The sequence below is a fragment of the Bradyrhizobium sp. Leo78 genome (genome assembly GCF_059512425.1).
The window spans coordinates 11,305-37,549 of the sequence record NZ_JCAMOT010000042.1 but is presented as its reverse complement, the minus strand read 5'-3'; the positions used below and the strand labels follow the sequence as shown (position 1 = coordinate 37,549).

Annotated in this window: 18 protein-coding genes; 13 read left to right on the top strand and 5 right to left on the bottom strand. The window is 65.0% G+C overall.

The window, feature by feature from the left end; translation table 11 throughout:
- The first annotated feature begins 10 nt into the window (after positions 1–10).
- The 13 genes from AC5ZG1_RS35395 (at position 11) to AC5ZG1_RS35335 (ending at position 18,113) form a co-directional block, all read left to right on the top strand.
- Positions 11–1,036 (top strand): ABC transporter substrate-binding protein, encoded by a 1,026-nt coding sequence (locus tag AC5ZG1_RS35395; protein WP_496135641.1) that lies wholly within the window; start codon positions 11–13, stop codon positions 1,034–1,036.
- Between the two features lie 14 nt (positions 1,037–1,050).
- Entirely contained in the window at positions 1,051–2,490 is a 1,440-nt protein-coding gene (locus tag AC5ZG1_RS35390) for an amidohydrolase family protein (protein ID WP_496135640.1), read from the top strand.
- A 140-nt stretch (positions 2,491–2,630) separates the two neighbouring features.
- Positions 2,631–5,057, top strand: a complete 2,427-nt coding sequence (locus AC5ZG1_RS35385; RefSeq protein WP_496135639.1) for a CaiB/BaiF CoA transferase family protein — start codon at positions 2,631–2,633, stop codon at positions 5,055–5,057.
- Positions 5,057–6,136, top strand: a complete 1,080-nt coding sequence (locus tag AC5ZG1_RS35380) for an ABC transporter ATP-binding protein (RefSeq protein ID WP_496135638.1) — start codon at positions 5,057–5,059, stop codon at positions 6,134–6,136. The genes AC5ZG1_RS35385 and AC5ZG1_RS35380 overlap by 1 nt, the downstream gene beginning before the upstream one ends.
- Complete coding sequence (locus AC5ZG1_RS35375; RefSeq protein ID WP_496135637.1) at positions 6,136–7,137, top strand: ABC transporter ATP-binding protein; 1,002 nt, start codon at positions 6,136–6,138, stop codon at positions 7,135–7,137. The genes AC5ZG1_RS35380 and AC5ZG1_RS35375 overlap by 1 nt, the downstream gene beginning before the upstream one ends.
- A gap of 24 nt (positions 7,138–7,161) precedes the next feature.
- The gene (locus tag AC5ZG1_RS35370) at positions 7,162–8,709 is read left to right on the top strand and encodes an ABC transporter substrate-binding protein (RefSeq protein WP_496135636.1); all 1,548 of its coding nucleotides are present in this window, start codon (positions 7,162–7,164) and stop codon (positions 8,707–8,709) included.
- 5 nt (positions 8,710–8,714) lie between these two features.
- Positions 8,715–9,671: an ABC transporter permease gene (locus AC5ZG1_RS35365; RefSeq protein ID WP_496135635.1), complete on the top strand. Its 957-nt coding sequence runs from the start codon at positions 8,715–8,717 to the stop codon at positions 9,669–9,671.
- Complete coding sequence (locus AC5ZG1_RS35360; RefSeq protein WP_496135634.1) at positions 9,668–10,552, top strand: ABC transporter permease; 885 nt, start codon at positions 9,668–9,670, stop codon at positions 10,550–10,552. Before AC5ZG1_RS35365 ends, AC5ZG1_RS35360 begins: the two co-directional genes overlap by 4 nt.
- Before the next feature lie 212 nt (positions 10,553–10,764).
- Positions 10,765–14,076: a carboxyl transferase domain-containing protein gene (locus tag AC5ZG1_RS35355; RefSeq protein ID WP_496135633.1), complete on the top strand. Its 3,312-nt coding sequence runs from the start codon at positions 10,765–10,767 to the stop codon at positions 14,074–14,076.
- Positions 14,077–14,340: 264 nt separating this feature from the next.
- The gene (locus AC5ZG1_RS35350; RefSeq protein ID WP_474419051.1) at positions 14,341–14,658 is read left to right on the top strand and encodes a hypothetical protein; all 318 of its coding nucleotides are present in this window, start codon (positions 14,341–14,343) and stop codon (positions 14,656–14,658) included.
- A gap of 159 nt (positions 14,659–14,817) precedes the next feature.
- A complete protein-coding gene (locus AC5ZG1_RS35345) occupies positions 14,818–16,416 on the top strand; it encodes a GMC family oxidoreductase (RefSeq protein WP_496135632.1) in 1,599 nt (532 codons plus the stop codon).
- A 7-nt stretch (positions 16,417–16,423) separates the two neighbouring features.
- A complete protein-coding gene (locus AC5ZG1_RS35340) occupies positions 16,424–16,870 on the top strand; it encodes a hypothetical protein (RefSeq protein ID WP_496135631.1) in 447 nt (148 codons plus the stop codon).
- A 223-nt stretch (positions 16,871–17,093) separates the two neighbouring features.
- Complete coding sequence (locus AC5ZG1_RS35335; RefSeq protein ID WP_496135630.1) at positions 17,094–18,113, top strand: S1C family serine protease; 1,020 nt, start codon at positions 17,094–17,096, stop codon at positions 18,111–18,113.
- Between the two features lie 324 nt (positions 18,114–18,437).
- On the opposite strand, the gene AC5ZG1_RS35330 is transcribed toward AC5ZG1_RS35335, so the two are convergent.
- From AC5ZG1_RS35330 to AC5ZG1_RS35310, 5 genes are all read right to left on the bottom strand, one after another.
- Positions 18,438–19,220: an alpha/beta fold hydrolase gene (locus AC5ZG1_RS35330; RefSeq protein ID WP_456644021.1), complete on the bottom strand. Its 783-nt coding sequence runs from the start codon at positions 19,218–19,220 to the stop codon at positions 18,438–18,440.
- Between the two features lie 3 nt (positions 19,221–19,223).
- Positions 19,224–20,519 (bottom strand): O-acetylhomoserine aminocarboxypropyltransferase, encoded by a 1,296-nt coding sequence (locus tag AC5ZG1_RS35325; RefSeq protein WP_496135629.1) that lies wholly within the window; start codon positions 20,517–20,519, stop codon positions 19,224–19,226.
- Between the two features lie 118 nt (positions 20,520–20,637).
- A complete protein-coding gene (gene pncB, locus AC5ZG1_RS35320; protein WP_496135628.1) occupies positions 20,638–21,942 on the bottom strand; it encodes a nicotinate phosphoribosyltransferase in 1,305 nt (434 codons plus the stop codon).
- A 67-nt stretch (positions 21,943–22,009) separates the two neighbouring features.
- Complete coding sequence (locus AC5ZG1_RS35315) at positions 22,010–25,546, bottom strand: molybdopterin cofactor-binding domain-containing protein (protein WP_496135627.1); 3,537 nt, start codon at positions 25,544–25,546, stop codon at positions 22,010–22,012.
- Positions 25,546–26,013 carry a (2Fe-2S)-binding protein gene (locus tag AC5ZG1_RS35310; protein WP_456644025.1) on the bottom strand — a complete coding sequence of 156 codons (468 nt, stop codon included), beginning with the start codon at positions 26,011–26,013 and terminating at the stop codon, positions 25,546–25,548. Before AC5ZG1_RS35310 ends, AC5ZG1_RS35315 begins: the two co-directional genes overlap by 1 nt.
- Positions 26,014–26,245: the final 232 nt, after the last annotated feature.

Genomic DNA, 26,245 nt, shown 5'->3' with positions numbered 1-26,245 from the left:
TGAGGTCGTCATGCCAAGGAAAGTGAGCGCCGCGCTGTTGGGACTAATCCTGTTAACAGGGCCAGCGGCGGCCGAGGATACCACGATCAAGTTCACGCTCGGCTGGAAGACCCAAGGCTCGGACGCCGCCTTCTTCTACGCCAAGGACCATGGCTTCTTCAAAGAGGAAGGCCTCAACGTCGTCATCGACCAGGGCGAAGGCTCGGGCGCGACCGTGACGCGCATCATGTCCGGCGCCTATGACGCCGGCTTCGGCGATGTCAACGCCATCATCCAGAATGCCGCGAGCAAGCCGCAGGACGCGCCTGTGATGGTCTACATGATCTGGAACCAGCCGCCGTTCGCGATCGTCGCCAAGAAATCGAGCGGCATCAACACCATCAAGGATTTCGAAGGTCACACGCTCGGCGGCGCGCAGGGCACGCCGACCACGCGGCTGCTGCCGGTGTTCGTGCACAAGAACGGGCTCGATGGCGAGAAGATCAAGATCTCCAACATGGCGCCGAACCTGCAGGAGCCGATGCTGATCAAGGGCGACATCGACGCCGCGCTCGTCTTCAACATCACCAGCTATTTCAACCTGGTGCTGAACCGCCAGGATCCCGAGAAGGACTTCAAGTGGTTCTCGTTCGGCGATTACGGAATGGATCTCTATTCCAACGGCGTGATGGTCTCGCGCAAATTGCTCGCGTCCAATCCGAAGGCCGTCGCCGGCCTCGTCCGTGCCATCAACAAGGGCCTGATCGCAGTGGCAAAAGACCAGAACGCCGGCATGAAGGCCGCGGTGAATTTCGACAATTTGATCAATGTCGACGTCGAGAAGCGCCGCCTGCAATACTCCTTCGACAAGCTGATCGTCTCGCCGGAGATGAAGGAGATCGGCGTCGGCGACGTCAAGGATGACCGCATGGCCCGCGCCATCGGCATCATCGTCGAAGGCTATCAGCTCACCCGCACGCCGACGCCGTCCGAAATCTTCAGCCGCGAGTTCCTGCCGCCGCGGGCGGAGCGGGAGTTGGTCTACATCACCAACTGAGATAATCTGCGGTCATGGCGAACAAAGTCCCGGCACATAGCCTATTCGCCGGTCGTGACCGCGGTGTGCTTGATGACGTCGTGCTCCGGCACGACAACGGCTTCATCACTTCCATCGATCAGGGAGCGCCGCCGACGGGGTCGCGCTCCTTCGTCCTGCCGGCCTTCGTCAACGCCCACGATCATGCGCGGCCGACCGCATCGTCCTTCGGCGCACTCGGCATGCCCCTGGAGAGTTGGCTCCTGCGTTCCGCATTGGGCACGCCGGTCGATCCCTATCTCACTGCGGCTTCCGCGCTGGCGCGATCGGCGCGCGCCGGCTGCGCCGCGATGATGGTGCATTACACGCGCCCGAGCGGAACCATGCCGCTGGTGGAGGAAGCCAAAGAGATCGCGCGCGCGGCTTCCGACGTCGGCATCCGCATCGCCTTTGCGATCGCTGTGCGCGACCAGAATCCGGTCGTCTATGGCGATGCCGAACCGGTGCTCTCCAGATTATCCGGCGACGATCGCAAGACGATCGAGGACCTGTTCGTCCGCGCGCCGATGTCGCCGAAGGCCTATATCGAACTGACCGACGCGATCGCCGCGGCGATTGCCGGCCCAAAGATAGACGTGCAGCTCGGCCCGGCCGGTGTGCAATGGTGTTCCAAACCGTTGCTGGAGGCCGTCGCCGAAAATTCCGCGCTGACCGGCCGCCGCATTCACATGCATCTGTTGGAGACGATCTACCAGCGCGCGTGGGCGGACCAGCATTTTCCTGACGGCATCGTCCGCCATCTCCGCGACATCGGTTTTCTCTCCGAACGCCTGACGCTCGCGCATTGCATCCATGCACGCCCTGACGAGCTGGAAATGATCGCCGCGTCCGGTGCGCGCATTGTCACCAACTTCAGCTCCAACATGCATCTGCGTTCCGGCCTTGCGCCGATCGCCGCCGCACACAGATGCGGCTGCGCGGTCACCGTCGGTGTCGATGGGCTCGCGCTCGATGAGGACGACGACGTGCTGCGCGAGATGCGGCTGGTGCAGATGATGCACGGCGGCACAGGATTCAAGCGGTCCTGGACGCCGGCCGAGTTCTTCGCACTCGCGATCCGCAACGGCCGCCGCGCGACCGGCGCGCCGGGTAGCGGCGAGCTTTTGCCGGGCGCATCGGCCGATTTCGTCACACTTGATCTCGATCGGCTCGATCGCGACCAGATCGTGCCGGTCGATCCGATCGAGCTTTTGTTCGCGCGCGGCAATGCGTCGCTGCTCAAGGACGTTGTTGTCGATGGACGCACGATCGTCAGCGAAGGTCGTGTCACCGGCGTCGATCTTCCTGCGATTGAACAGGAGTTGCGCGTGATCTATCGCGGTAGCGCTGCGAAACTCTCGCACTTCCAGCGCATGTGGCAACCGCTTTCGACTTCGCTCGAAAATTGGTTCGAAGCGCAATTCGACTGCCGCTAAGCGCAAGCACCTCAAAGCGAATTCCGCAACGCGGGAGAAGTTTCCGCTTGCATCATCGCGCCCGCAAGGTTTGATGTTCGCAACAAAAAATGAGCCGGTGCGTCGTTCGCGCTGGCCATGCGGGGTCTTAAGGAAACGTGATGGGCGCGTTGTCGCATCTGCGGATTGTCGAGATCGGGAGCGCGGCTGCGATCAGCTATTGCGCGCGTTTGTTCGCCGATTTTGGCGCCACCGTGCAGAAGGTCGAGCCTCCAGCGGGCGATCCGCTTCGCCGCGCGGCGCCGTTCACTCCGAAAGGAGAGAGCGCCTGGTTCGCGTTCCTCAACTTCAACAAGTCGAGCGTCGTGCTCGATCGCTGGGATGCCAGCGCGTCGTCCCGCCTGACGGAACTCATCGAGTCCTGCGATATCCTGCTCGACGGTCGCGATATCGATGCGGCCGATTGTCCGCCGCTGGATCTCGCCGCCATAAAGGAGAGGCATCCCGGCCTGATCCATCTTGAGGCTGACTGGTTCGGCGATGTCGGTCCTTACGCCAGCTTTGCCGCAACCGACGCGACCGTTCGCGCGCTGACCGGGCTGATCAAATTGGTGGGGCCGACCGAAGGGCCGCCGATGCACGCGCCGGACTTCCAGACCGGCATTCTCGCCGGGCTGTGGGGCTTTATCGCTGCGTCGTCCTCGGTGCTCGGCCGGATGCAGGACGGGCGCGGGCGCGCGAGCCGCCTGAGCATCTTCGAATCCGCCATCGCCGTGACCGAGTACATCATGTTCGAGTCGTTTTCCCGCGGCGATATCATGCGGCGGATCGGCGTGAACCGCTTCTGGCCGACCTTTCCGGTCGGAATCTACGAAACCAAGCAGGGCTGGCTCGGCGTCACAACGGTGACACCGGCGCAATGGCGCTCGTTCTGCGAGATGCTGGGACTGCTCGAGCTGCGCGACGATCCAAAGCTGTTCCTCGGCGTCGATCGATTGCAGCATGTCGAGGCGATCGAAGCCAAATTCCTGCCGCGCCTGAAGCAGCGCACCGCGCAGGAATGGTTTGCCGAAGGCTTGAAACGAAAGATCCCGATCGTGCCGGTGCCCGAAATCGCCGAGCTGATCGCGGATGAGGAGAAGCGGGCGCGTGGCGCGATCGTGCCCGTCACCGTGGGCGAGGAGCGCGGGTATTCCGCCGGCTGCATGCAGCGATTGACCGGCACGCCGCCGCGCCGCGGTGGCAAGGTACCCGCCATCGGCGAACAGCAACAGATCGAGACGCCGCCGCGTGTGCCGCTGCCGGAGCGGAGCGGACCGAACCGCCTGCCGCTCGAGGGCGTCCGCGCGATCGACTTCTCGATGGGCTGGGCCGGCCCGATCTGCACCCGCACGCTCGCCGATCTCGGGGCCGACGTCATCAAGATCGAGGCGATCCAGTATCCGGACTGGTGGCGCGGCGTCGACCGGCGGCCGGCCTATGTACTGGAGAAGATGTACGAGAAGTCGGTGCGCTATTGCATCATGAACCGCAACAAGCGCGCCATCACGCTCGACCTGACCCGGCCGCAAGGGCTCAGTCTTGCCAAACGGTTGCTCGCGGATGCGGACCTCGTCGTCGACAATTACTCGGTCGAGGTGCTGCCGAAACTCGGGCTCGGCTATGACGTGCTCAGCAAGCTGAACCCGAAGCTCGTGATGATGTCGATGTCGGCCTTCGGCGCGGGCAGCGTCCATCGCGATTGCCGCGCCTATGGCTCCACCCTGGAGCAAGGCTCGGGGCTGCCGAGCGTGGTCGGCGATGCCGGCGGGCCGCCGGTCATGAGCCACACCGCCTTTGGCGACGCCGTCGGCGGCCTCAACGGTTGCGCCGCAGTGCTCACCGCACTGATCCATGCGAAGCTGACCGGCAAGGGCCAGTTCATCGACCTTGCGCAGATCGAGTGCATGATGCCGTTCGCCGCGCCCTGGATCATCGCGCAGTCGATCGACGGAAAACCGCCGATCAAATACGGCAGTCGTCACCCGGACTTCGTGCCGCATGGCTGCTTCCGCTGTGCGGGCGAAGACAACTGGATCGTGATTGCCGCGTCCAGCGACGCGATGTGGCTGAGGCTCGCAACACTGCTCGGACGCGCCGACTGGGCCAGTGACGAAACGCTGAAGACTGCCGCCGGCCGGCGACGGATCGAAAGCGAGATCGAAGCGGCCATCGCGGCCTGGACCGCCGGACGCGATGCGGAAGAGGCGATGAACCTGCTGCAGACCGCAGGCGTTGCCGCCGGCGTGGCGCGGCTGCCGATCGATCTCCTGCGTGACCCACAGCTTCAGGCGCGCGGCTTCATCCAGGAGGTCAATCGCGCTTTCATCGGAAAGCATCCGCAGCCGTCGATGCCGTTTCGTGAAGGCGCGCACCCGTTCCCAATCCGGCGGATACCGCCGACGCTGGGCGAGCACAACCACGAGATTCTTTCCGGCATGCTCGGCCTGTCGGAGGCCGAAATCGAGCAGCTTGAGCGCGACGGCATCATCGGAACCGAGATGCTGATGGAAGAAGAACTCGTGAAGAAGAAGCAGGCGGCGGGTTGATGGCCGCGGCTGCACGACAACAGTCCCGATCGGAAACCGCGGCCGGTAGCGCGCCGCCGCTGATGTCGGTGCGCGGCCTCGGCATCCGCTTCAAGACCTCGCTCGGCGTCTGGCAGGCGACGCGCAAGATCGATTTCGATATCGCGCCCGGCGAGCGCGTCGGCATCGTCGGCGAGAGCGGCTGCGGCAAGACCATCACCGGCCTTTCGATCCTGCGGCTGTTGCCGGGCAATCTCGCCGGCCTCGACGGCTCGATCCTGTTCGACGGCACAGACCTCGTCTCCTGCAGCGCGCGGCCGATGCGCGCGATCCGCGGACGTCGGATCGCCATGATTTTCCAGGAGCCGATGAGCGCGCTCGATCCCGTCTTCACCGTCGGCCACCAGATTGCCGAGACGCTGCGCGTTCATACCGGCGCCGGCAAGGAAGAGGCGAGGGCGAAGACACTCGAGATGCTGCGCCGGGTCGGCATCGCCTCGCCCGAGCGGCGGATCGACGACTATCCGCATCAGCTTTCCGGCGGCATGCGCCAGCGCGTGATGATCGCAGCCGCCCTGATCTGCGGCCCGCAGCTTCTGATCGCGGACGAGCCGACCACAGCGCTCGACGTCACCGTGCAGGCGCAGATTTTGGAGCTGCTCCGCGAGCTCAGCGAGACCTCGAACACCGCCTTGATGCTGATCACCCACGATCTCGGCGTGGTCGCCGAGACCTGCACGCGGATGATCACGATGTATGCCGGCGAGGTGATCGAGGACGCCCCGGTCGACGATGCGCTGGTGCGGCCGCTGCATCCCTACACCTCAGGCCTGTTGCGTTCGCTGCCGCACTTGAGCCCGCGCCACGGCCGGCTGCCGTCGATCCCGGGCCGTGTGCCCTCGATCGTCGATATGCCAAACGGCTGCCGCTTTCGCGCGCGCTGCGCCCATGCGGCACAGGGCTGCGAGGCTGAGCAGGAACTGCGCGATGCGGGAGGCGGCCGCAAGGTGCGCTGCTGGCGCTTCCGCGAGCTCGATCTGCCGGGCGCGCTGCAGCACGCGGCGTCAGTGCCGATCGCCGCGATGGCCGGGACGCAGTGATGCCGCTTGCCCCCGATATCAGGCAGGACACCATCGTCTCGGTGCGCGATCTCGAAGTGCGGTTTCAGACCAGCGATCGCCGCGCCACGGTGAAGGCGGTTGACGGCGTCAACTTCGACGTCCGCCGCGGCGAGACCTTTGGGATCATCGGTGAATCCGGCTCAGGCAAGACCACGATCGGCCGCGCGCTGGTATTCCTGCTCAAGCCGAGCGCGGGCGCCATCCGGCATGAGGGGATCGATCCGCTGGCGCTGCCGCGGAAGAGATTTCAAAGCCACCGCCGCGACTACCAGATCATCTTCCAGGATCCGAATGCGGCGCTCAATCCGCGCATGACCATCCTCTCGTCAGTGCTGGAACCGCTCGAGCTTGCACGCGTCGGCACCGGTGCTGAGCGCGAGTGGCAGGCGAGAGAGGCGCTTGATCGGGTCGGCCTGCCACAGGACGTCGGCGAGCGCTATCCACACCAGCTTTCCGGCGGCCAGAAGCAGCGCGTGGTGATCGCCCGCGCCTTGACGCTGAAACCGAAGCTGATCGTCTGCGACGAGGTGGTGGCCGCGCTGGATATGTCCATTCGGGGCGATGTGCTCAATCTCTTCGCCGACCTGCAGCGTGAGCTCGGTCTCACCTATGTCTTCATCACCCACGATCTCGCGGTGGTCTCCCACATCAGCGAGCGTATCGCCGTGATGTATCTCGGCCGCTTCGTCGAACTTGGGCCGACCGAGCGCGTCTCCGAGCATCCGCTGCATCCCTATACGCAGGCGCTTTTGTCGGCCGAGCCGCGACCATTGCCGTCACACTTGCGCGAGGGCAGCCGCATCATGCTGCAGGGCGAGATTCCGAGCCCGATCGATCCGCCCTCGGGCTGCCGCTTCCGCACCCGCTGTGCCCACGCGCAGCCGCTCTGCGCCGAGAAGACGCCGGAGTGGCGCGAGCTTCACCCGGACCACTGGGTTGCCTGCCATTTCGCCGAGCATCCAAACTTTGCGCCAAACTAACAAGAATTGCCGGGAGGAGACGACATGACAGAGATGACGCGACGCGAGGCTATCGCGCTGACATCGGCGGCGATAGCCGGCGTGACGCTCGGTGGCCGTGCGTGGGCGGATGTCGCCCCGAAGCGGGGTGGCACCTTGCGCATCTCGGCGCCCGCCAATCCTTCGAGCCTCGATCCGGCCACCGGCGGCGCCGGCTCCGATCACGCCTTTCTGTTCACGATGTACGACACGCTGATCGAATGGGATTTCGAGACGCTGGCGCCCAAGCCCGGCCTTGCCGAGAGCTGGAAGTTCATAGATCCGAACACTTTGGTGCTCAACATCCGTACCGGCGTCACGTTTCACGATGGCACGCCGCTCGATGCGGAAGCCGTGAAATTCAACCTCGAGCGCAACAAGAGCGACCAGAAGTCCAACATCAAGGCCGATCTTGCTTCCGTGGCTTCGGTCGAGGTCACCAGTCCGACGCAGGTCACGCTGAAGCTGAGCACGCCCGACACCGCGCTGCCGCTCATCCTCTCCGACCGCGCCGGCATGATGGTCTCGCCATCAGCGCTGAAGGCGGCCGAAGGCGGCACCGTCGCGCGCAAGCCGGTCGGCGCAGGCGCCTATGCGTTCGTGAGCTGGGCGGATGGCGAGCGCATCGTCGTCAAGCGCAACGAGAAATACTGGAAGCCGAACCGTCCTCTTCCCGACGGCATCGAGTTTTCGATCATCCCGGAACTGACCACCGGCGCGCGTTCCGTCACCGCCGGACAGAACGACCTGATCTATCAACTGCCGCCGCGCCAGAAGGCCATCCTCGATCGCGCCAGCAGCATCAAGGTCGTGAGCGGGCCGACGCTTTATGTCCTGCAGATCTTCCTGAACTGGGCCAAGCCGCCCTTCGACAATCCAAAGGTCCGCCAGGCCCTCAACTTCGCGATCGACCGCGAGTCCTTCGTGAAGGCGGCGCTCGCCGGGCTGGCGGAGCCCGCCTACATGAACCTGCCGAAGGCACATTGGGCCTACGATAAATCGGTCGCCGCGCTCTACCCCTACGATCCCGACAAAGCGCGCAAGCTGCTGGCGGAAGCCGGTTTCAAGGATGGTCTCACGCTCGATCTCCTCGGTTATCCTGACCAGGACTCGGTGCAGCGCCAGGAAATCCTGATCGAGCAGCTCCGCAAGGCGGGCATGACCGCACGGTTCTCGAACGCGCCGATTGCGGAAGCATCCGCTGCCTTCTTCGCCAGCGAAAAGCGAGGCTCCGGCCTGCTGTCGGCATGGACCGGGCGGCCGGACCCGAGCCTGACCTATTCGCTGATGTTCACCAAGGACGCCTATTACAATGCCGGCCGTGCGCCGGTGCCGCCGGAGCTCGAGGCCGCGATCAAGGAATCGCGGGCATCGGAAGATATCGAGCAGCGCCGCAAGGCCTTTGCCACCGTGCAGCGGCTGGTGATGGAGAACGCCTTCGTCGCGCCGCTCGCCTTCCAGTTCGAGCTGGTCGCGATGAACAAGAAGGTGCAGGGTTATCGGCCGAACCTTCTCGGCAAGCCGAAATACGACGACGTCTGGCTGGAGAGCTGAGGAACATGGCGCGACGCAGTCCGGTCAGGGTTGTCGGCAGCCGCCTGTTGCAGGCGCTGCCCGTGATCGTGCTCGCGACCTTCATGGTGTTCGCGCTGCTGAAGCTCGTGCCGGGCGACATCGCGGTGACGCTCGCGGGCGACAACGCCTCGGATGCGCGCATTGCCGAGATCCGCAGCATCTACGGGCTCGATCGGCCGTTCCTGGTGCAATACGCCGTCTGGCTCGGGAATGTCGTCCAGGGCGACCTCTCGCAATCGCTATTGACGGGCGAGCAGGTCGCAACCTCGATCGGCCGCGCCTTTCCGAACACGCTTCTGATCGTGGTGATCGCGCTGATCCTCGCGCTCTTGACCGGCATTCCGATGGGCGTGATTGCGGCGATCAAGCCCAATGGCTGGGTCGACAAGGCCGTCAGCATGATCGCCTCGCTCGGCGTCGCCATTCCCGGCTTCTGGCTCGCGATGATCCTGGTCGCCGAAATCTCGCTTAGGCTCAACTGGCTGCCGGCGACTGGCGCCAAATCCTTCACCGTCTCGCCAATCGAGGCGATCAGGCACGCGTTGTTGCCGGGGATTGCGATCGCGGCCTATGGCATGGCCGAAGTAGCGCGCCAGCTCCGCGGCTCGCTGCTGGAAGCGCTGTCCTCGCAATACGTGCGGACGCTGCACGCCAAGGGATTGTCGATGAGCCGCATCCTCTGGCAGCACGGGCTGAAGAACGTCAGCGTCAACCTCTTCACCATCATCAGCCTGCTGGTGAACCGGATGCTGGCCGCGACTGTCGTCATCGAGGCGGTGTTCGCCATTCCCGGTCTCGGCAGCCTGATCGTGCGCGGCGCGATCCAGCGGGATTTCCCGATCGTGCAGGGCGTCGTGTTCACGATGGTGATCGTGGTGATCCTGGTCAACCTGATCACCGATCTGCTCTGCGCCGCCATTGATCCGAGGATCGAGCAATGACCGACCTCGCGCTGGCCTCTGCGCGACTGCCTGCCAAGCCGACCCGGATGCGGCGTTTCCTGCGCTGGCTGGCCGGAGATCTGCGGGCCGCGCTTGCGATCCTCGTGCTGCTGGCGCTCGTCATCGTCGCGATCGGCGCGCCGTGGATCGCGCCCTATTCTCCGACCGCGCAGGACGTCAACAACATGCTGGCGCCGCCGGGCCCGGCGCATCTGCTCGGCACCGACGATCTCGGCCGCGACATCTTCAGCCGCCTGATCTATGGCGCGCCGGCGACCGTCTATGCCAGCGTGCTGGCGGTGTGCGTCGCAGTTGCCATCGGCCTGCCGGTCGGGCTGGTCGCCGGCTTCTTCGGCGGCTGGACCGACGACATCATCAGCCGCATCATCGATACGTTCCTGTCGTTCCCGGCAATCGTGCTGGCGATTGCAGTCACCGGCGCGCTTGGCATCGGGCTCACCAACGGCATGATCGCGGTCGGCATCGTGATGTTTCCGGCGCTCGCCCGCATCGTCCGGGCGCGGACGCTGGTGGTGCGGCAGGAGCTGTATGTCGATGCCTCCAGATGTTTCGGCGCGCCGGCCTGGCATATCCTGTGGCGGCACGTGCTGCCGAACACGCTGCAGCCCGTCATCGTGCAGGTGACATTGCTGCTGGCCGCGGCGCTGCTGGCGGAAGCAAGCCTCAGCTTCCTCGGTCTCGGCATCCAGCCGCCGAACCCGAGCTGGGGCGCGATGCTGGCGCGCGCCTACCAATATATGGAGATCGCGCCGGAGCAGATGTATGCGCCCGGCGTCGCCATTCTGGTCGTGTCGCTGGCCTTCAACGCGCTCGGAGAGTCCTTGCGCATCGTGCTCGATCCGACCATGAAGGATCGATAGAGCATGATTGCACTGCGTTGGTGCCTCGTCGAAGGTACCCCACCTCTCTCCAGCGGGGAGAGGTCGGATCGCATCGCAAGATGCGATCCGGGTGAGGGGATACGCTTTCTCGTGGGACCTGCTGCCCCTCACCCGGCGCTGCGCGCCGACCTCTCCCCGTCGGGGAGAGGTGGAAGCTCGCGGCCTGATCTAGAGTTTTCATGGAAACGTTCATGTCCTTCAAGAAATTGCTGATCGCCAATCGCGGCGAGGTCGCCATCCGTATCGCCCGCGCGGCAGGCGAAAGCGGCATCGCCACCGTCGCGATCTGTCCGGCCGATGACGCGACGTCGCGGCATGTCCGCGCGGCGGACGAGGCGCACGAGATTCCGGGCCGCGGCGCGCGCGCCTATCTCGATATCGAAGCGGTGATCGGCGCAGCCAAGGCTGCGAAATGCGACGCGCTGCATCCCGGCTATGGTTTTCTCAGCGAGAACGCGGCGCTGGCGCGGCGCTGCGCGGAGGAGGGGATCACCTTTGTCGGACCGTCGCCGGAGGCGCTGGAACTGTTCGGCGACAAGGCGAAAGCCAAAGCGCTGGCGAAAAGCTGCAGCGTGCCGATCATATCAGGCACCAGCGGCCCGACCAGCCTGGAGGAAGCCAAGGCATTCTTCGCCTCGCTCGGCCCCGGCGGCGCCGTCATGGTCAAGGCGATCGCCGGCGGCGGCGGGCGCGGCATGCGCATCGTCGATGACGCCGCCAAGCTGGAACAGGCCTATGCGCGCTGCCAGTCCGAGGCCAAGGCCGCCTTCGGCAACGACGGCGTCTATGTCGAGCGGCTGATCCGAAAAGCGCGTCATATCGAGGTGCAGATCATCGGCGACCGCTCCGGTCAGATCAGCCATTTGTGGGAGCGCGAATGCACGATCCAGCGGCGCAACCAGAAACTGATCGAGGCGGCGCCAAGCCCGTCGCTGAGCGAGGCCCAGCGCTCGCGCATCATCGAAGCCGCGAAGAAGCTGGCAGCCGCCGCGCGCTATGACAATCTCGGCACCTTCGAATTCCTCGTCGACGACGAGGCACGTGAAGGCGAGGCCGCCTTCGCCTTCATCGAGGCCAATCCGCGATTGCAGGTCGAGCACACCGTCACTGAGGAGGTGCTCGGCATCGATCTCGTCAAGGCGCAACTTGCCGTCGCCTCGGGCGCGACGCTGGCCTCGCTCGGTCTGGCGCAGGCAGCGATCCCGTCGCCGCGCGGCTTTGCGATGCAGCTCCGCGTCAACATGGAGGTGATGAACGAGAAGGGCGAGACCAAACCGACCGGTGGGACGTTGTCGGTGTTCGACCTGCCGTCCGGCCCGGGCGTACGGGTCGATACCTTTGGTTATATGGGGTACAAGACCAGCGCCGCCTTCGATTCCCTGCTCGCGAAGGTGATCGTGCATTCGCCGAACGCGAATTGGGCCGACGTCGTTCAGAAAGCGCTCCGCACCCTGCGCGAATTCCGCATCGGCGGCGTCGCCACCAACATCCCGTTCCTCGGCGCGATCCTCGCGCATCCGGATTTTGCCGCCAACCGGGTCAGCACCAATTTCATCAATGCGCATGCCGGCTCGCTGGTCGCCGCGGCGAAGGAAGCCGATGAGCCGGTGCTGGTCGAGGCGAATGGCGGCATCGGTACGCCCGTCGGACCGTCGACGGGCGAGGCAGGCCCGGAAGGCTCCGTCGCCGTCCCGGCACCACTGCAGGGCACCATCGTTGCAATCGATGTCGCCGCGGGCGATCTCGTCCGTCCGGGCCAGCAGATCGCAGTGCTCGAATCCATGAAGATGGAGCATCTCGTCACCGCGCCGCATGGCGGCAGGGTGACGAAGATCGCCGGTGGCGTCGGCGTCACGCTGATGCATGGCGAGGCGATTCTGTTCATCGAGCCTGCTGAGGTCGATGGCCACCATGTCGCCGAGGAAGCGGAGATCGATCTCGACTACATCCGTCCCGATCTCGCCGAGGTGATCGCCCGCCACGCGATCACGCTGGATGAGAACCGGCCAGCTTCCGTCGAGCGCCGGCGTAAGACCAACCAGCGCACCGCGCGCGAGAACGTCGCCCATCTCGTCGATGAGGGCTCGTTTGTCGAATACGGCTCGCTCGCCATCGCCGCGCAGCGCCGCCGGCGCAAGGTCGACGATCTCATTCGCAACACGCCGGCCGACGGCCTGATCACCGGCGTCGCCACCGTGAACGCCGACAAGTTCGGCGCGGACGCCGCGCGCTGCATGGTGATCGCCTACGACTACACCGTGCTCGCGGGCACGCAGGGCCACATGAACCACAAGAAGATCGATCGCATGCTCACCCTGACCGAGCAGTGGCGATTGCCGCTGGTGTTCTATGCCGAGGGCGGCGGCGGGCGGCCGGGTGATACGGACCGGCTCGGCATGACCGGGCTCGACGGCCCGTCCTTCGTGCAGTTCGCGCGGCTCTCCGGCCTCGTCCCCGTCATCGGCGTGGTCTCCGGCTATTGTTTTGCCGGTAACGCCGCGATGCTCGGCTGCTGCGACGTCATCATCGCGACGAAGAACGCGTCGATCGGCATGGGCGGGCCGGCGATGATCGAAGGCGGCGGCCTCGGCGTCTATCATCCGGCCGAGGTCGGTCCGGTGTCGTTCCAGGCGCCGAACGGCGTCATCGACATCCTCGTGGAGGATGAGGCGGAGGCGACCGTCGCCTCGCAAAAATACCTGTCCTACTTCCAGGGCGCGACCGGCGACTGGAAGGCGCCGGACCAGCGGCTGCTCCGCCGCGCGATCCCGGAGAACCGGTTGCGCGTCTACGACATCCGCAAGGTGATCGATCTCCTCGCCGACGAGGGCTCGGTGCTCGAAATCCGCCGCGACTTCGGCGTCGGCATGATCACCGCCTTCATCCGCATCGAAGGCAAGCCGTTCGGCCTGATCGCCAACAATCCGAAACATCTCGGCGGCGCGATCGATGCGCCCGCCGGCGACAAGGCCGCGCGCTTCATGCAGCTCTGCGACGCCTTCGACATCCCGATCATCTCGCTCTGCGACACGCCCGGCTTCATGGTCGGGCCGGAAGCCGAAAAGACCGCGATCGTGCGTCACGTCTCGCGCATGTTCGTCACCGGCGCGAGTCTCACCGTGCCGCTGTTCGGCATCGTGCTGCGCAAGGGCTATGGCCTCGGCGCGCAATCTATGATCGGCGGCGGCTTTCACGCGTCGTTCTTCACGGTGGCCTGGCCGACCGGCGAGTTCGGCGGCATGGGCCTGGAAGGCTATGTGCGGCTCGGCTTCCGCAAGGAGATGGAAGCGATCGAGGATCCGGTCGAACGCGAAAAATATTACCAGGCCAAGGTGGCCGAGCTCTATGCCAACGGCAAGGCGGTCTCGATCGCCTCCGTGCTCGAGATCGACGAGGTGATCGATCCCGCGCAAACCCGCCACTGGATCATGTCAGGTCTGCGCTCGGTGCCGAAACCCGCGCCGCGCACCCACCGCAAGCGCCCCTGTATCGATGCGTGGTAGGTTTGAGTTTGTAGAGTTTGTAGGATGGGTAGAGCGAAAGCGAAACCCATCAGCTTCGATCGCCATCGACGCGGGTGATGGGTTTCGCTTTCGCTCTACCCATCCCACGAAAGATCGTGCCCGACCATGATCGCGCCCAAAAGACGGAGTGCAATCCGAAGCAGCGTTCTCCTGCCAAGGCCCGACATGCGACACAGAGTTTCTATCGCCCTTATTCTCGCAACCCTCGCTGGTGCTGGCATAGCCACCGCGCAGGACCGGAGGATGACCGAGCTATTAGCGCCGCGCGATCCCGGCCCCAAGGAGGCAGTCCGGCTCAAGGTCGTAACCGGTCCGTTGCCGTTCGGCGCGCGCCTTGTTGTGAAGACCGAGCAAGGCGACGTGATCGGCTCGATTATGACCTACGGCGTGCCGGGTCCGAATGACACCCGTTCCGAAACCTTCCCCGTTCAGTCGAGGAACGTGGTCAACAAGCGCCTGCGGGTGCAAGTGCTGGTGGAAGCGCCGGGCGCGATGACGCGATCCGCAACGCCGGACGAAATCCGCGGGCTCGACGTGATGATCGTGCCGCGCGTGCAATGACCTGCCGCTTTACTCCGCATCCGGTTTTCCCCTATCGTCTAGCCAACAACGCGCCGTCATTGCGAGCGTAGCGAAGCAATCCATCTGTCCGTCCGCTGAGGCGTGGATTGCTTCGCTTCGCTCGCAATGACGGACAAATAATTCTAGGGGAAACCCCAAATGAACGATTCCGTTGACGTCCTGATCATCGGCGCCGGCGCATCCGGCGCCGCGGTGGCGTGGTCGCTGGCCGAGACGAAAATGCACATCCTCTGCCTGGAGCAGGGCGGCTGGATGAATCCCGCGGACTATCCGAGCACCGGGCGGGACTGGGAAGCCAAGTTCTATGGCGACTGGTCGACCAGCCCGAACGTCCGCGGTCGGCCCGAGGATTATCCCATCAACGACGACAACTCGCCGATCAAGGTCGTCAACTTCAACGCCGTCGGCGGTTCGACCGTGATGTACACGGCGCATTGGCCGCGATTGCATCCGTCCGATTTCAAGGTGAAGACACTCGACGGCGTCGCCGATGACTGGCCGATCGACTACGACGCACTCACTCCGTTCTTCGAAGAGAACGACCGGATGATGGGCGTATCGGGCCTGTCAGGCGATCCGCTTTCGCCATTGACGCACCCGCCGATGCCGCCGCAGCCGCTCGGACTTTCCGGTCCGTTGATCGGCAAGGCCATGAACAAGCTTGGCTGGCACTGGTGGCCGTCGGATACCACGGTCGCGACAATGGACTACGAGGGCAGGGCGCGCTGCATCAATCTCGGCCATTGCACACCGGCCTGCGCGCAAGGCGCGAAAGCCTCGACCGACATCACGTATTGGCCGCATGCGATCCGCGCCGGCGTCGAAATCAAGACGCATTGCCGCGTGCGTGAGATCCTGACCAACGAGCACGGCATGGCCTCCGGCGTCGTCTATTACGACAAGGACGGCGTCGAGCAGTTTCAGCCGGCGGAGGTCGTCATCATCGCCTGCAACGGCGTCGGCACGCCACGGCTGCTCTTGAACTCCGTCTCCGGCCGCTTTCCGAACGGCCTCGCCAATTCATCAGGCCTGGTCGGCAAGAACCTGATGTTCCATCCCTATGCGCAGATCTACGGTTTCGTGAAGGAGCCGACCGACAGCAACCGCGCGCCGCCGACTTGCCTGTGGAGCAAGGAGTTCTACGACACCGACCTCTCGCGCGGCTTCGTCCGCGGTTACGGCATCCAGTTCGGCCGCGGCGCAGGGCCGGTGTTCGAGGCCGTCGCCAGCGAGCAGAAGGGCATTCTGCCGTGGGGGGCGGACCATCACCGCGTCTTCCGCAAGCTCAACGGCCACCGCCTTGCGGTCTCTGCGATCTGCGAGGATCTCCCCGAGGAGCACAACCGCGTCACGCTCGATCCCGTGTTGAAGGACAGCCACGGCATTCCCGCCCCGAAGATCGATTACACGATCAGCGAGAACAGCCGGAAGATGATGGAGCATGGGCTGGCGCGCGGCCGCGAGATTCTCGAGGCCGCCGGCGCGACTGATATCTGCACCAATAATCCGATCCCCTGGGGCGGCTGGCATCTGCTCGGCACCGCGCGGATGGGCACCGATCCTGCGCGCTCCGTGGTCAACGAATGGGGCCGCTCGCATGACGTGAAGAACCTGTTCATCGTCGACGGCAGCGTCTTCGTCACCTCAGGCGGCGTCAACCCGACCTCGACCATCCAGGCGATCGCGCTCTACATCGCCGACCAGATGAAGCAGCGCCTTGCAAATCTTTTCGACTGAGGATGCCATGTCAGCCGATACGCTTACCACAGTTCAGCGCGACGATCTCAGGACGATCGCCGGCATGATCATCCCCGAGAGTGCCGAGTACAAGGTGCCCGGCGCCGATGATCGAGCCATCCAGGCCGATATCTTGGCAACGCTCGGCCGGGATACCGAGCCGGTGCGCGCCGCGCTCGACCATCTCGCGCGCTTGGCCGGCAAGCCGCTCGCCGAGCTCGACACAGCGCAGCGCGACCGGGTCGCAAAGGAATTCCGCGCGACCGGCGCAGTCCCCGCGGCAACGCTCGTTCGCGTGGTCCTGCAATGCTACTACCGCGATGACCGCGTGCTGCGCTCGCTCGGATACGAGCTCCGCGCCCCCTTCCCGAAGGGCCACACGCTGGAGCAGGGCGACTGGTCATTGCTTGATCCCGTCAGGGCGCACGGGGGCAGCTTGCGGCGAGCGCCCTAGCAGGAAGTCGTAGCCCGGGTGGAGCGGAACACGTAACCCGGGATATTCCATATCCGCGGCCACGACGGGTCCCGGGTTACGCTGGCGCTTCACCCGGGCTACGTCCCGACCGAGCGGAGAGAGCTCCGGCGCCCTAGCCGTTTGGGCAGGTCTGAGCCCGGCACGGGCACCTTGCGCAGGAGGAACTCGGCTCCCATTTGAATGAGCCGAAGGAACCCTCACCATGTTGGATATCACCTCAAATAACGCCGGTGACGCGCTGTCACCGCGAACGACCGAAGCTATCCCGGCCGATGACCGGGCGTTGCTCGATGCCTATTCCAACGCCGTGATCGACGTGACCGAACGCGTCGGCCCCGCGGTGGTGCGCGTCGAGACCGGGCCGAAAGTGCGAACGCCGCGTGAGCGCGGCGGGCTCGGTTCAGGCATCGTCATCTCGCCCGACGGCCTCGTGCTGACCAACAGCCACGTGGTCGGCTCGTCGAAAGAGATCCGCCTGCGTGACACCGAGGGATTCGTCACCGACGCCCATGTGCTCGGCGTCGATCCCGACACCGATCTCGCATTGTTGCGGGCCGATGGCGCGCGCGATCTGCCTTACGCCTCGCTCGGCGATTCCAAGCAACTCCGGCGCGGCCAGCTCGTGGTCGCGATCGGCAATCCGCTCGGCTTTGAATCGACGGTCACCGCCGGCGTGGTGTCGGCGCTCGGGCGCTCGATCCGCTCGGTCAGCGGGCGCACGATCGAGGACGTGATCCAGACCGATGCCGCGCTCAACCCCGGCAATTCCGGCGGCCCGCTGGTGTCGTCGAATTCGCAGGTGATCGGCATCAACACCGCGATCATCAACGGCGCGCAGGGCATCTGCTTTGCGGTCGCGAGCAACACCGCGCAGTTCGTGCTGTCGGAGATCATCCGCCACGGCTATGTCCGCCGCGCCTTCATCGGCGTCGCTGGCCAGACCGCGCCGATCCCGCGGCGCCATGCCGTGCTCGCCGGCGTCGAGAACAAGATGGGCGCGCTGCTCGCGCAGATCGAGCCGGATAGCCCGGCGTCGAAAGCGGGCCTTCTGCCCGGCGATGTCGTGATCAAGCTCGACGGCATCGACATCAACGGCGTCGACGACCTGATCCGCGCCCTCGACCGCGACCGCATCGACCGCACGCTGGCCATGGACGTGCTGCGCCTGGGTCGGTTGCGCGCGATCGACATCCACCCGATCGAACGCAAGCCGGCGAGGTAGTCGTTCTCAGCTCGTCATGCGCGGGCTTGACCCGCGCATCCATCAAGAAAAGAGTTCTTGCGAAGGGATGGATTGCCGGGTCAAGCCCGGCAATGACGAGTACAATGTCAGTGCTTCAGCGTCGCCAGCAGCCCGCTGCCGGACGATCGCAGCTTTGGAGCTGCCAGTTGATGTGCCCTCGCCCCTTGCGGGAGAGGGCAGCTCGGCTGCCGGCAGCGAACTCGATTGGGTGAGGGGTTCTCTCCGCGAGCACAAGAGCGTGTGGCGAGAACCCCTCATCCGGCGCTTCGCGCCACCTTCTCCCACAAGGGGAGAAGGGATGAACTACGTCCGCAGCGCCGCCAGCAGTTCGTCGGGCTGCTCGACCATCATCATGTGGCCGGCACCGGCCAGCACCACGGTGCGCGCGTTTGGCGTTGCGGCCGCCAGCGTCTTGCCGGCTTTTGCTGGAGTCATCAGATCGCGCTCGCCGAGGATGAACGTCACCGGCACCTTGATCTGCGCCGCCGCGGCCAGCGCATTCTGGTATGAATTGCAGGCGTTCAGATCGTTGTAGAGCACGCCCGGTCGCGCGCGCTGCAGCACGCGTTGTGCGCCGTGGTGCATCCATAATCCCGGCGCGAGCGAGCCGCCGAGCTCGGCCTTGAAGCCGAGACCCCAGATCGAGACCATGTCGATCGCGGCGGGATCGTTGGCCTCCGCCGCCTTCAACAGATCAGGCCCAACCGTCATCGTCGCCGCCGTTCCGATCAGGCTCAGTGCCGACACTTTGTCCGGGTGCCGCGCCGCGGTCTCCAGCGCGATCAGCGAACCCATGGAGTGTCCGATCAGCTTCGCCTTCGAGGCGCCGGCCGCATGCAACAGCGCCGCGATCCAGTCCGCCATCGCCGCAATCGTCGGCAAGGGCTTGCCGGACGAGCGGCCGTGGCCGGGCAGATCCGGCGCCAGCACCGAATAGCCGTGATGCGCGAACCAGCGGCTGTGCAGCGCCCAGGTGGAGCTGTCAAAGCCCGCGCCGTGGATCATCATGACCGTGGGCAACGATGGATCGAACGGCTTTCCGCCAGTTACCACGAAAGTCTCAATCCCGTTCACCGAAAGCTGCATGGCTCAAACCCTCTGCGATGCGCGAAGCGCCTGGCCGAGATCGTCGATGATGTCCTGCGCGGTCTCGATGCCGACCGACAGCCGCACCAGCTCTTCGCCGATGCCGGCAGCCTTGAGCTGCTCGGCGTCCATCTGCTGATGGGTGGTGGAGGCGGGATGGATCACCAGCGTCTTGGCGTCCCCGACATTGGCGAGGTGGCTGATCAGCTTCAACTGTTCGATGAACTTCTTGCCCGCAGCGCGTCCGCCCTTGATGCCGAAGCTGACGATCGAGCCGGCGCCGCGCGGCAGCAGCTTCTTCGCAAGCTCGTAATCCGGGTGATTTTCCAGCGCCGGATGTAGCACCCAATCGACTGCCTTGTTCGCGGTCAGGAATTCCAGCACGGCGAGCGTATTGCTCATGTGCCGATCCATCCGCACGCCGAGCGTCTCGATGCCCTGCAGGAGCTGGAACGCGTTGGTCGGCGACAGGCAGGCGCCGAAATCGCGCAAGCCCTCGGTGCGGGCCCGCATGATGAAGGCCGCCTTGCCGAACTGCTCGTCGAAGACGATGCCGTGATAGCCGGCATAGGGTTCGGTGAGCTGCGGGAATTTGCCCGACGCATGCCAGTCGAAGCCGCCGCCGTCGACAATGACGCCGCCGATCGCAATGCCATGCCCGCCGAGCCATTTCGTCGCCGAGTTCATGACGATGTCGGCGCCGAATTCGATCGGGCGGCTGAGATAGGGCGTCGCAAAGGTGTTGTCGATCAACAGCGGAATTTTCGCGTCATGCGCGATGTCAGCCACCGCGGGGATATCGAGCACTTCAAGGCCGGGATTGCCGATGGTCTCGGCGATCACCAGGCGCGTGTTCGGCTTGATCGCGGCGCGGAATTTGTCCAGCGCCCGCGGCTTCACGAAGGTTGTCGTGATGCCGAAGCGCGGCAGCGTGTGCGCCAGCAGGTTGATGGTGCCGCCATAGAGCGAGGCCGAAGCGACGATATGGTCGCCGGCATTGAGCAGCGTGGCGATCGCCAGATGCATCGCCGCCATGCCGCTCGCGGTGCAGATCGCGCCGACGCCGCCTTCGAGCGCTGCGATCCGCTCTTCCAGCACCGCAGTCGTTGGATTGGAAATTCGTGTGTAGATGTGGCCGGCGCGCTCCAGGTTGAACAGCGCCGCCGCATGATCGGCGTCCTGGAACACGTAGGACGTCGTCTGGTAGATCGGCACTGCGCGCGATCCCGTCACGGGATCGGGGCGCTGTCCGGCATGCAGGCTTAGGGTTTCGAACGCAGGCGGGTTGGGTGCGGGCATGCTGAAACTCGCGAGCTGGGGGCGGGATTGGTGCGGTTTATGGCCTGATCCGGAAAGATGGAAGCCAGTTTTCCCGCGCGACAAACGCGTAGTGTTTGCGCGGAGATTATGCCCAAAACTAGACGTGCACGGCGGCGCGCACGCGGCCGGCGTTGCCGAATACGCGCAGGTAACGCTCGACCTCGGAGGGGATACCGGTCGCCTTCTCGGGATTATCTGAGAGTTTTACCGCCGGCCTGCCGTCGACCGAGGTCACCTTGCAGACGATCGAGATCGGGTCGAGGTCGGCGGAACCGTCAGGCGCGCAGCCGACGAAGTCATTGGTGAGGTTGGTGCCCCAGCCGAAGCTGATGCGAACGCGGCCGGCGAAATGCCTGTAGCTTTCCTCGATTGAATCGACGTCCATGGCGTCCGAGAAGACCAGGAGCTTCTCCCTGGGATCGCGGCCCTTCTGCTTCCACCATCGGATGATCTCCTCGCCGGCCGCGATCGGCGGCGCGCTGTCCGGGCGAAAGCCGGTCCAGTCGGCGACCCAATCCGGCGCGTCGCGCAGAAACACCCTGGTGCCGAAGGCGTCGGGGAGGGCGACCAGCAGATTGCCGCCATAGGTATGGCGCCACTGGTCCAGGATGGCGTAGGGCGCCCAGCGCAGCTCTTCATCCGAATTGGCGAGCGCCGCAGCCACCATCGGCAGTTCATGGGCATTGGTGCCGATCGCCTCGAGGTCGTTGTCCATTGCCAGCAGCACGTTGGAGGTGCCGGTGAAAGACGGCCCGAGCCCCTCCTTCACGGCCTCGACGCACCAGCGCTGCCAGAGGAAGCCGTGGCGGCGGCGGGTGCCGAAGTCCGAAAGCTTTAAGCCGTCGAGCTTGCGCAGGCGCTCGACCTTGGCCCACAGCTTGGCCTTGGCGCGCGCATAGAGCACGTCGAGCGCGAAACGGCCCTGACCCTTCATCGCCGCGCGCGAGCGCAATTCGTTCAGGATCGCGAGCGCCGGGATCTCCCACATCGTGGTGTGGGTCCAGGGCCCGTGGAAATGCAGTTCATACTGCCCATCGACCTTGCGCAGTTCATATTCGGGCAGGCGGAAAGTCGAAAGCCAGTTGATGAAATCCGGCGAGAACATCTGGGTCTTGCCGTAGAACGTGTTACCGGCGAGCCAGATCAGTTCCTTCTTGCTGAAGCGGATGGTGCGGGCGTGGTCGAGCTGGGCGCGCAATTCGCCCTCGTCGATCACCTCGGCAAGCCGGACCCGGCTGGTGCGGTTGATCACCGAAAAGGTCGTGCGCGTGTCCGGGTAGAACTCCCGGATCATCTGCAGCATCAACAGCTTGTAGAAATCGGTGTCGAGCAGGCTGCGCACGATCGGGTCGAGCCGCCAGCCATGGTTGTAGGTTCGGGTTGCAATATCCGTAAACGTCATGGCGGAACCTTAGCGTGCCAAAAGCTGCCCAACCAGTGGATTGTGGCAGTGGTTCTGGCAGGGCAGCTCAGCGTGTTCCCTGTCTGATCCTGCCAGCGGTCGCCTCGATGCCGGTCCAGGCCGGCTTGTCCGGAGCAAACTGCCGCCGGAGATAGGAAACGAGTTCGGCGACCTGGCCGTCGGTCATGCTGTCCTTGAATCCGGGCATATAACCGAGGTCGCCGGTCGCAGGTTCGCGGATGCCGTGCAGGATCACCTGGATCAAATTGTCCGGCACCGCGCTGTGCAGATTGCTGTTCAGGGACAGCGAGGGCCGGCTGCCGAACAGAGGCGGTCCGCCCACCTCGTGACAGACCGCGCAGGCGCCCTGGTAGAGGCGGGCGCCGAAAGAGGCGGGGACAACCGCGCTCGTGGCCGTCGCATGTTCGAGCTTCACGGCGAGCGCTTCCTGCGCCGGCCCGTCAATGGCGGTCTCGTTGAAAGAGCCGAGATAGACGGCCATGGCGCGGATGTCCCGGTCTGGCAGTGCGGCCAATTCCTTCACGACCGGCGCCATCGGCCCGGCCGCCACGCCATGGAAGCGGGATTCGCCGGTCCGCAAATAGGCGTAGAGCTCGTCCTCACTCCAGGGGATCGGTGCCTTTGAGAGCGACGTCAGCGCAGGCGCCTCCCAGCCCTCGGCAAAGCCGCCGGCGAGATAGGCATTCTTCAGTTCGGCGCCGAGCGCGTTGCGCGGCGAATGGCAGGCGCTGCAATGGCCGAGACCTTCGACCAGATAGGCGCCGCGATTCCACATCTCCGACCTGGTCGGATCGGGCTGGAATGTTTTCGTATCGTGGAACAGCGCATTCCATCCGGCGAGCAGCGGGCGCAGGTTGAAAGGAAACTTCAGGTCGTGTTCCGGCGTCATCGCGCGCACCGGGGCCTGCGCCATCAGGTAGGCATAGAGCGCCTGCAGGTCGGCGTCGGTGGCTTTGGCAAAATGGGGGTAGGGGAAAGCCGGATAGAGATGCCGGCCGTCGCGATGGATGCCTTCGCGCATCGCGCGCTCGAAGGCCGGATAGGACCACGCGCCGATGCCGGTCTCGACATCGGGCGTGATGTTGGTCGCGTAGATGATGCCGAACGGCGTCTCCAGCGCCCGGCCGCCGGCGTTGAGCTTTCCGTCCGCTGCGGTATGGCACACCGCGCAGGCGCCGAGCGCGGCAAGCTCCTTGCCGCGTGCAATGGTCGCGGCCGAATAGACCGATGCGTCAGGACGCGCGATCGGCGCAATCGCGCGCCACGGCAGTGTGGCCGCGCCGATGCCGACGACGGCCGCACATACGGCGGCGATGCCGGCAAGCACGCCGGTGCGTCTCGCGAACGGTTTTTGCCATTTCTCTGATGGAGCAGGCAGTGGTGGCGCCAGCGCAGGTGGGGCAGTCGGTTCCTCGCCGTGCAATCCCTTCAGGATACGTTCCGGCGTGAACGGCAATTCACGAAAACGAACTCCGGTCGCGTCATAGATTGCGTTCGCGATGGCGGCCGCGCTCGGCACGGACGCGGATTCGCCGACGCCGAGCGGTGGCTGGTCCTGCCGCGGCAGCATCAGCACATCGATCTTCGGAAGCTCCGGGAATTTGATGATGGGGTAGGCGCCCCACTCCCGCGCCGTCACCGCGCCGCGCTCGAAGGTGACTTCTTCCATCAGCGCACGACTGGTCGACTGGACGACGTTGCCATGGATCTGGTGGCGCACGCCGTCCGGATTTATCATCAGTCCGGAATCCTGGCCCGCCACCACGCGCGTCACGCTGACCTCGCCCGTCGCCTTGTTGACCGCGACATCGGCGATCCACGCCGACCATGCCGCGCCATAGCCCGGAAACTTGCTGTGGACGTAGAGCGCATAGGCAAAGCCGCGCCCGCGCAAGATGTCGCCTTCCGCGACCTTCTCCTCGCGCACCGGGCGTGGCTTCCAGCCGGCGCGCTCGGCGACCGCGTTGACGAGATCGATGGCGCGCTTGTCCTTGAGGTAGCGCAGCCGGTATTCGATCGGATCGACGCCGGCTTCAGTCGCGAGCTCGTCGATATAGGATTCATGCGCGAAGGTGTTCGGCAGCGCCGAGACGCCGCGAAACCAGGAGGCGCGCACGATCGGCGGCATGTCGTGGGCGACCACGCGCATGTGGTCGTAGTCGTATGGCGGGATCGCGGTGCGGTCGCCCATCTCGAAGACAGCAGGTGTCGGCGCAATCCTCCCCGTGAGCAGCAGCGCCAGCGTCGGCGCACCGTTCGAGGGATAGCGCGTGGCAAAGTCGTAGGCCGCTACGCTGCCGTCCGCGTTCAGGCCGCCATTGACGTCCATCAACTGCGCGGTGCCCTTCGGCTCCCAGGCGTGCTCCTGCTCGCGCGTCAACTGCACGCGCACGGGACGGCCAACGGCGCGCGAGAGCAGGAGCGCGTCCGCCGAGACATCGTCGGCGCAGTTGCGGCCATAGCAGCCGGCTGCCTCCATCCTGATCACCTCGATCTCGGCTTCCGGCCGCTCGATCAGCAGCGCGAGATCGCTGCGCAGGAGGTGCGGGTTCTGCGTGCCCGACCAGACGTGGATCGCATCGTCGCGATAGTCCGCCACCGCGCAGGACGGGCCGATCGAGCCATGCATCTGGTATGGCCACAGATAGGTCCGCTGCATCGGCTTCGCGGCGCCCTTGATTGCGCTGTCGACATCGCCCTTGTCGAGCAGCGTGCGCGGCGTCGAAGGATTGGCGCGCAGCGCCTGCTCGACGTTATCGAGACTCGTCAGCGTCGGCCCTGGTTTCCAAGTGACCTTCAGTTGCGCCGCCGCCTTGATCGCGTTTTCTTCGCGCTCGGCGACGACGCCGACGAAATCGCCGATCCGCACCACCGCGACGAGGCCCGGAATGTTGCGCACCGAGCTTTCATCAACTGCAATCAGGCTGGTGCCGACGAACGGCCCGGCATCGACGCCGGCATAGGGCGGGCGCACCACGCGGCCGTGCAGCATGCCGGGCACGCGCACGTCGTGGACGTAGACCGGTTCGCCGGTCGCCTTGGCCGGCAGATCGACGCGCGGCACCGAACGCCCGACCACGGAATAGGTATCGACGGATTTCACCGGCACATCGTCGGCCAGCTCGAGCCGGATCGTCTCGTCCGCGATCAGCTCGCCATAGGTGATGCTGCGGTTGTCCTTGCCGCGGATCAGTCCGTCCTCGACCGAGAGCTCTTCAGCCGATACATCGAGTCGTTCTGCCGCACGCGCGGCCAAGAAGTGCCGCGCCTGCGCTGCCGCCTTGCGGAGCGGCACCGCCGATATCTGCATGGTCTCGCTGGCGATCGTCGGACCCTGGTTGGGCGTCTGCGAGGTGTCACCGAGCACCACGACCACGCGCGCAAAGGATACGTCGAGCTCTTCGGCGACGACCTGCCCGAGCGCGGTGCGGATGCCGGTACCGAGATCGACATGGCCGTTATAGGCGGTGACAAAGCCATCCGCCGTGATCTTGATGAAGGTCTCGAACGCGCCGTTCGCATCCGATCGTCGAACAACGGAGAGCGATCCCTGCGGCCGGGGGCGATTCTCATCCGACGCCATCAATCGCGTGCCTCGAGTTCGTGGCCGGCCGCGCGCATCGCGGCGCGGATGATCTCGATATGCGCGCCGCAGCGGCAGAGATTGTAGCGCAGTGCTTCCAATATCTCGTTTTCGGTCGGACGCGGATTGCGCGTGAGCAGCGCCTTCGTCGTGATGATCATGCCGTTGAGGCAGTAGCCGCATTGTGCGGCCTGCTCGGCGATGAAGGCTTGCTGCACGGGATCTGGATGTTCGCGCGCGCCGAGCCCTTCGAGCGTCACAATGTCGCGCCCGGCGCAGCCATCGATGGGGATCACGCAGGATCGCGCCGCGACGCCGTCGATCAGCACCGCACAGGCGCCGCATTCGCCGAGCCCGCACCCATATTTCGGTCCGTTCAGTTCGAGATCGTTGCGCAGCACGTAAAGCAGTGCGGTGTCCGGAGCGGCGTCGACATCGAAAATCCTGCCGTTGACGGTCAGGCGCATCGGCTCGTGGTCCCCTAAGGCTTCTATGAGCGTTTCGATGATTGCATTGCAAAATCGGCGATCGCAAAATCTACGATCGATGAATCGGAGGATAACGTTTGTGTACAAACGTGCAAGCCGCCCGAAATTTGCTGCACTGCGCTGCCCGCTTTCTGGACAAAGCGAGCAGGCAAATGAGGTTTTATTCGGCAGGTGTGGTTTTTCGCGATTGCACCCGCTTGACAGCTCTACA

What these genes read in the sequence shown, in the direction of transcription:
- AC5ZG1_RS35395 (WP_496135641.1), top strand. Translation starts at nt 11, where the DNA reads ATGCCAAGGAAAGTGAGCGCCGCGCTGTTGGGACTAATCCTGTTAACA.
- AC5ZG1_RS35390 (WP_496135640.1), top strand. Translation starts at nt 1,051, where the DNA reads ATGGCGAACAAAGTCCCGGCACATAGCCTATTCGCCGGTCGTGACCGC.
- AC5ZG1_RS35385 (WP_496135639.1), top strand. Translation starts at nt 2,631, where the DNA reads ATGGGCGCGTTGTCGCATCTGCGGATTGTCGAGATCGGGAGCGCGGCT.
- AC5ZG1_RS35380 (WP_496135638.1), top strand. Translation starts at nt 5,057, where the DNA reads ATGGCCGCGGCTGCACGACAACAGTCCCGATCGGAAACCGCGGCCGGT.
- AC5ZG1_RS35375 (WP_496135637.1), top strand. Translation starts at nt 6,136, where the DNA reads ATGCCGCTTGCCCCCGATATCAGGCAGGACACCATCGTCTCGGTGCGC.
- AC5ZG1_RS35370 (WP_496135636.1), top strand. Translation starts at nt 7,162, where the DNA reads ATGACAGAGATGACGCGACGCGAGGCTATCGCGCTGACATCGGCGGCG.
- AC5ZG1_RS35365 (WP_496135635.1), top strand. Translation starts at nt 8,715, where the DNA reads ATGGCGCGACGCAGTCCGGTCAGGGTTGTCGGCAGCCGCCTGTTGCAG.
- AC5ZG1_RS35360 (WP_496135634.1), top strand. Translation starts at nt 9,668, where the DNA reads ATGACCGACCTCGCGCTGGCCTCTGCGCGACTGCCTGCCAAGCCGACC.
- AC5ZG1_RS35355 (WP_496135633.1), top strand. Translation starts at nt 10,765, where the DNA reads ATGTCCTTCAAGAAATTGCTGATCGCCAATCGCGGCGAGGTCGCCATC.
- AC5ZG1_RS35350 (WP_474419051.1), top strand. Translation starts at nt 14,341, where the DNA reads ATGACCGAGCTATTAGCGCCGCGCGATCCCGGCCCCAAGGAGGCAGTC.
- AC5ZG1_RS35345 (WP_496135632.1), top strand. Translation starts at nt 14,818, where the DNA reads ATGAACGATTCCGTTGACGTCCTGATCATCGGCGCCGGCGCATCCGGC.
- AC5ZG1_RS35340 (WP_496135631.1), top strand. Translation starts at nt 16,424, where the DNA reads ATGTCAGCCGATACGCTTACCACAGTTCAGCGCGACGATCTCAGGACG.
- AC5ZG1_RS35335 (WP_496135630.1), top strand. Translation starts at nt 17,094, where the DNA reads ATGTTGGATATCACCTCAAATAACGCCGGTGACGCGCTGTCACCGCGA.
- AC5ZG1_RS35330 (WP_456644021.1), bottom strand. Translation starts at nt 19,220, where the DNA reads ATGCAGCTTTCGGTGAACGGGATTGAGACTTTCGTGGTAACTGGCGGA.
- AC5ZG1_RS35325 (WP_496135629.1), bottom strand. Translation starts at nt 20,519, where the DNA reads ATGCCCGCACCCAACCCGCCTGCGTTCGAAACCCTAAGCCTGCATGCC.
- pncB (WP_496135628.1), bottom strand. Translation starts at nt 21,942, where the DNA reads ATGACGTTTACGGATATTGCAACCCGAACCTACAACCATGGCTGGCGG.
- AC5ZG1_RS35315 (WP_496135627.1), bottom strand. Translation starts at nt 25,546, where the DNA reads ATGGCGTCGGATGAGAATCGCCCCCGGCCGCAGGGATCGCTCTCCGTT.
- AC5ZG1_RS35310 (WP_456644025.1), bottom strand. Translation starts at nt 26,013, where the DNA reads ATGCGCCTGACCGTCAACGGCAGGATTTTCGATGTCGACGCCGCTCCG.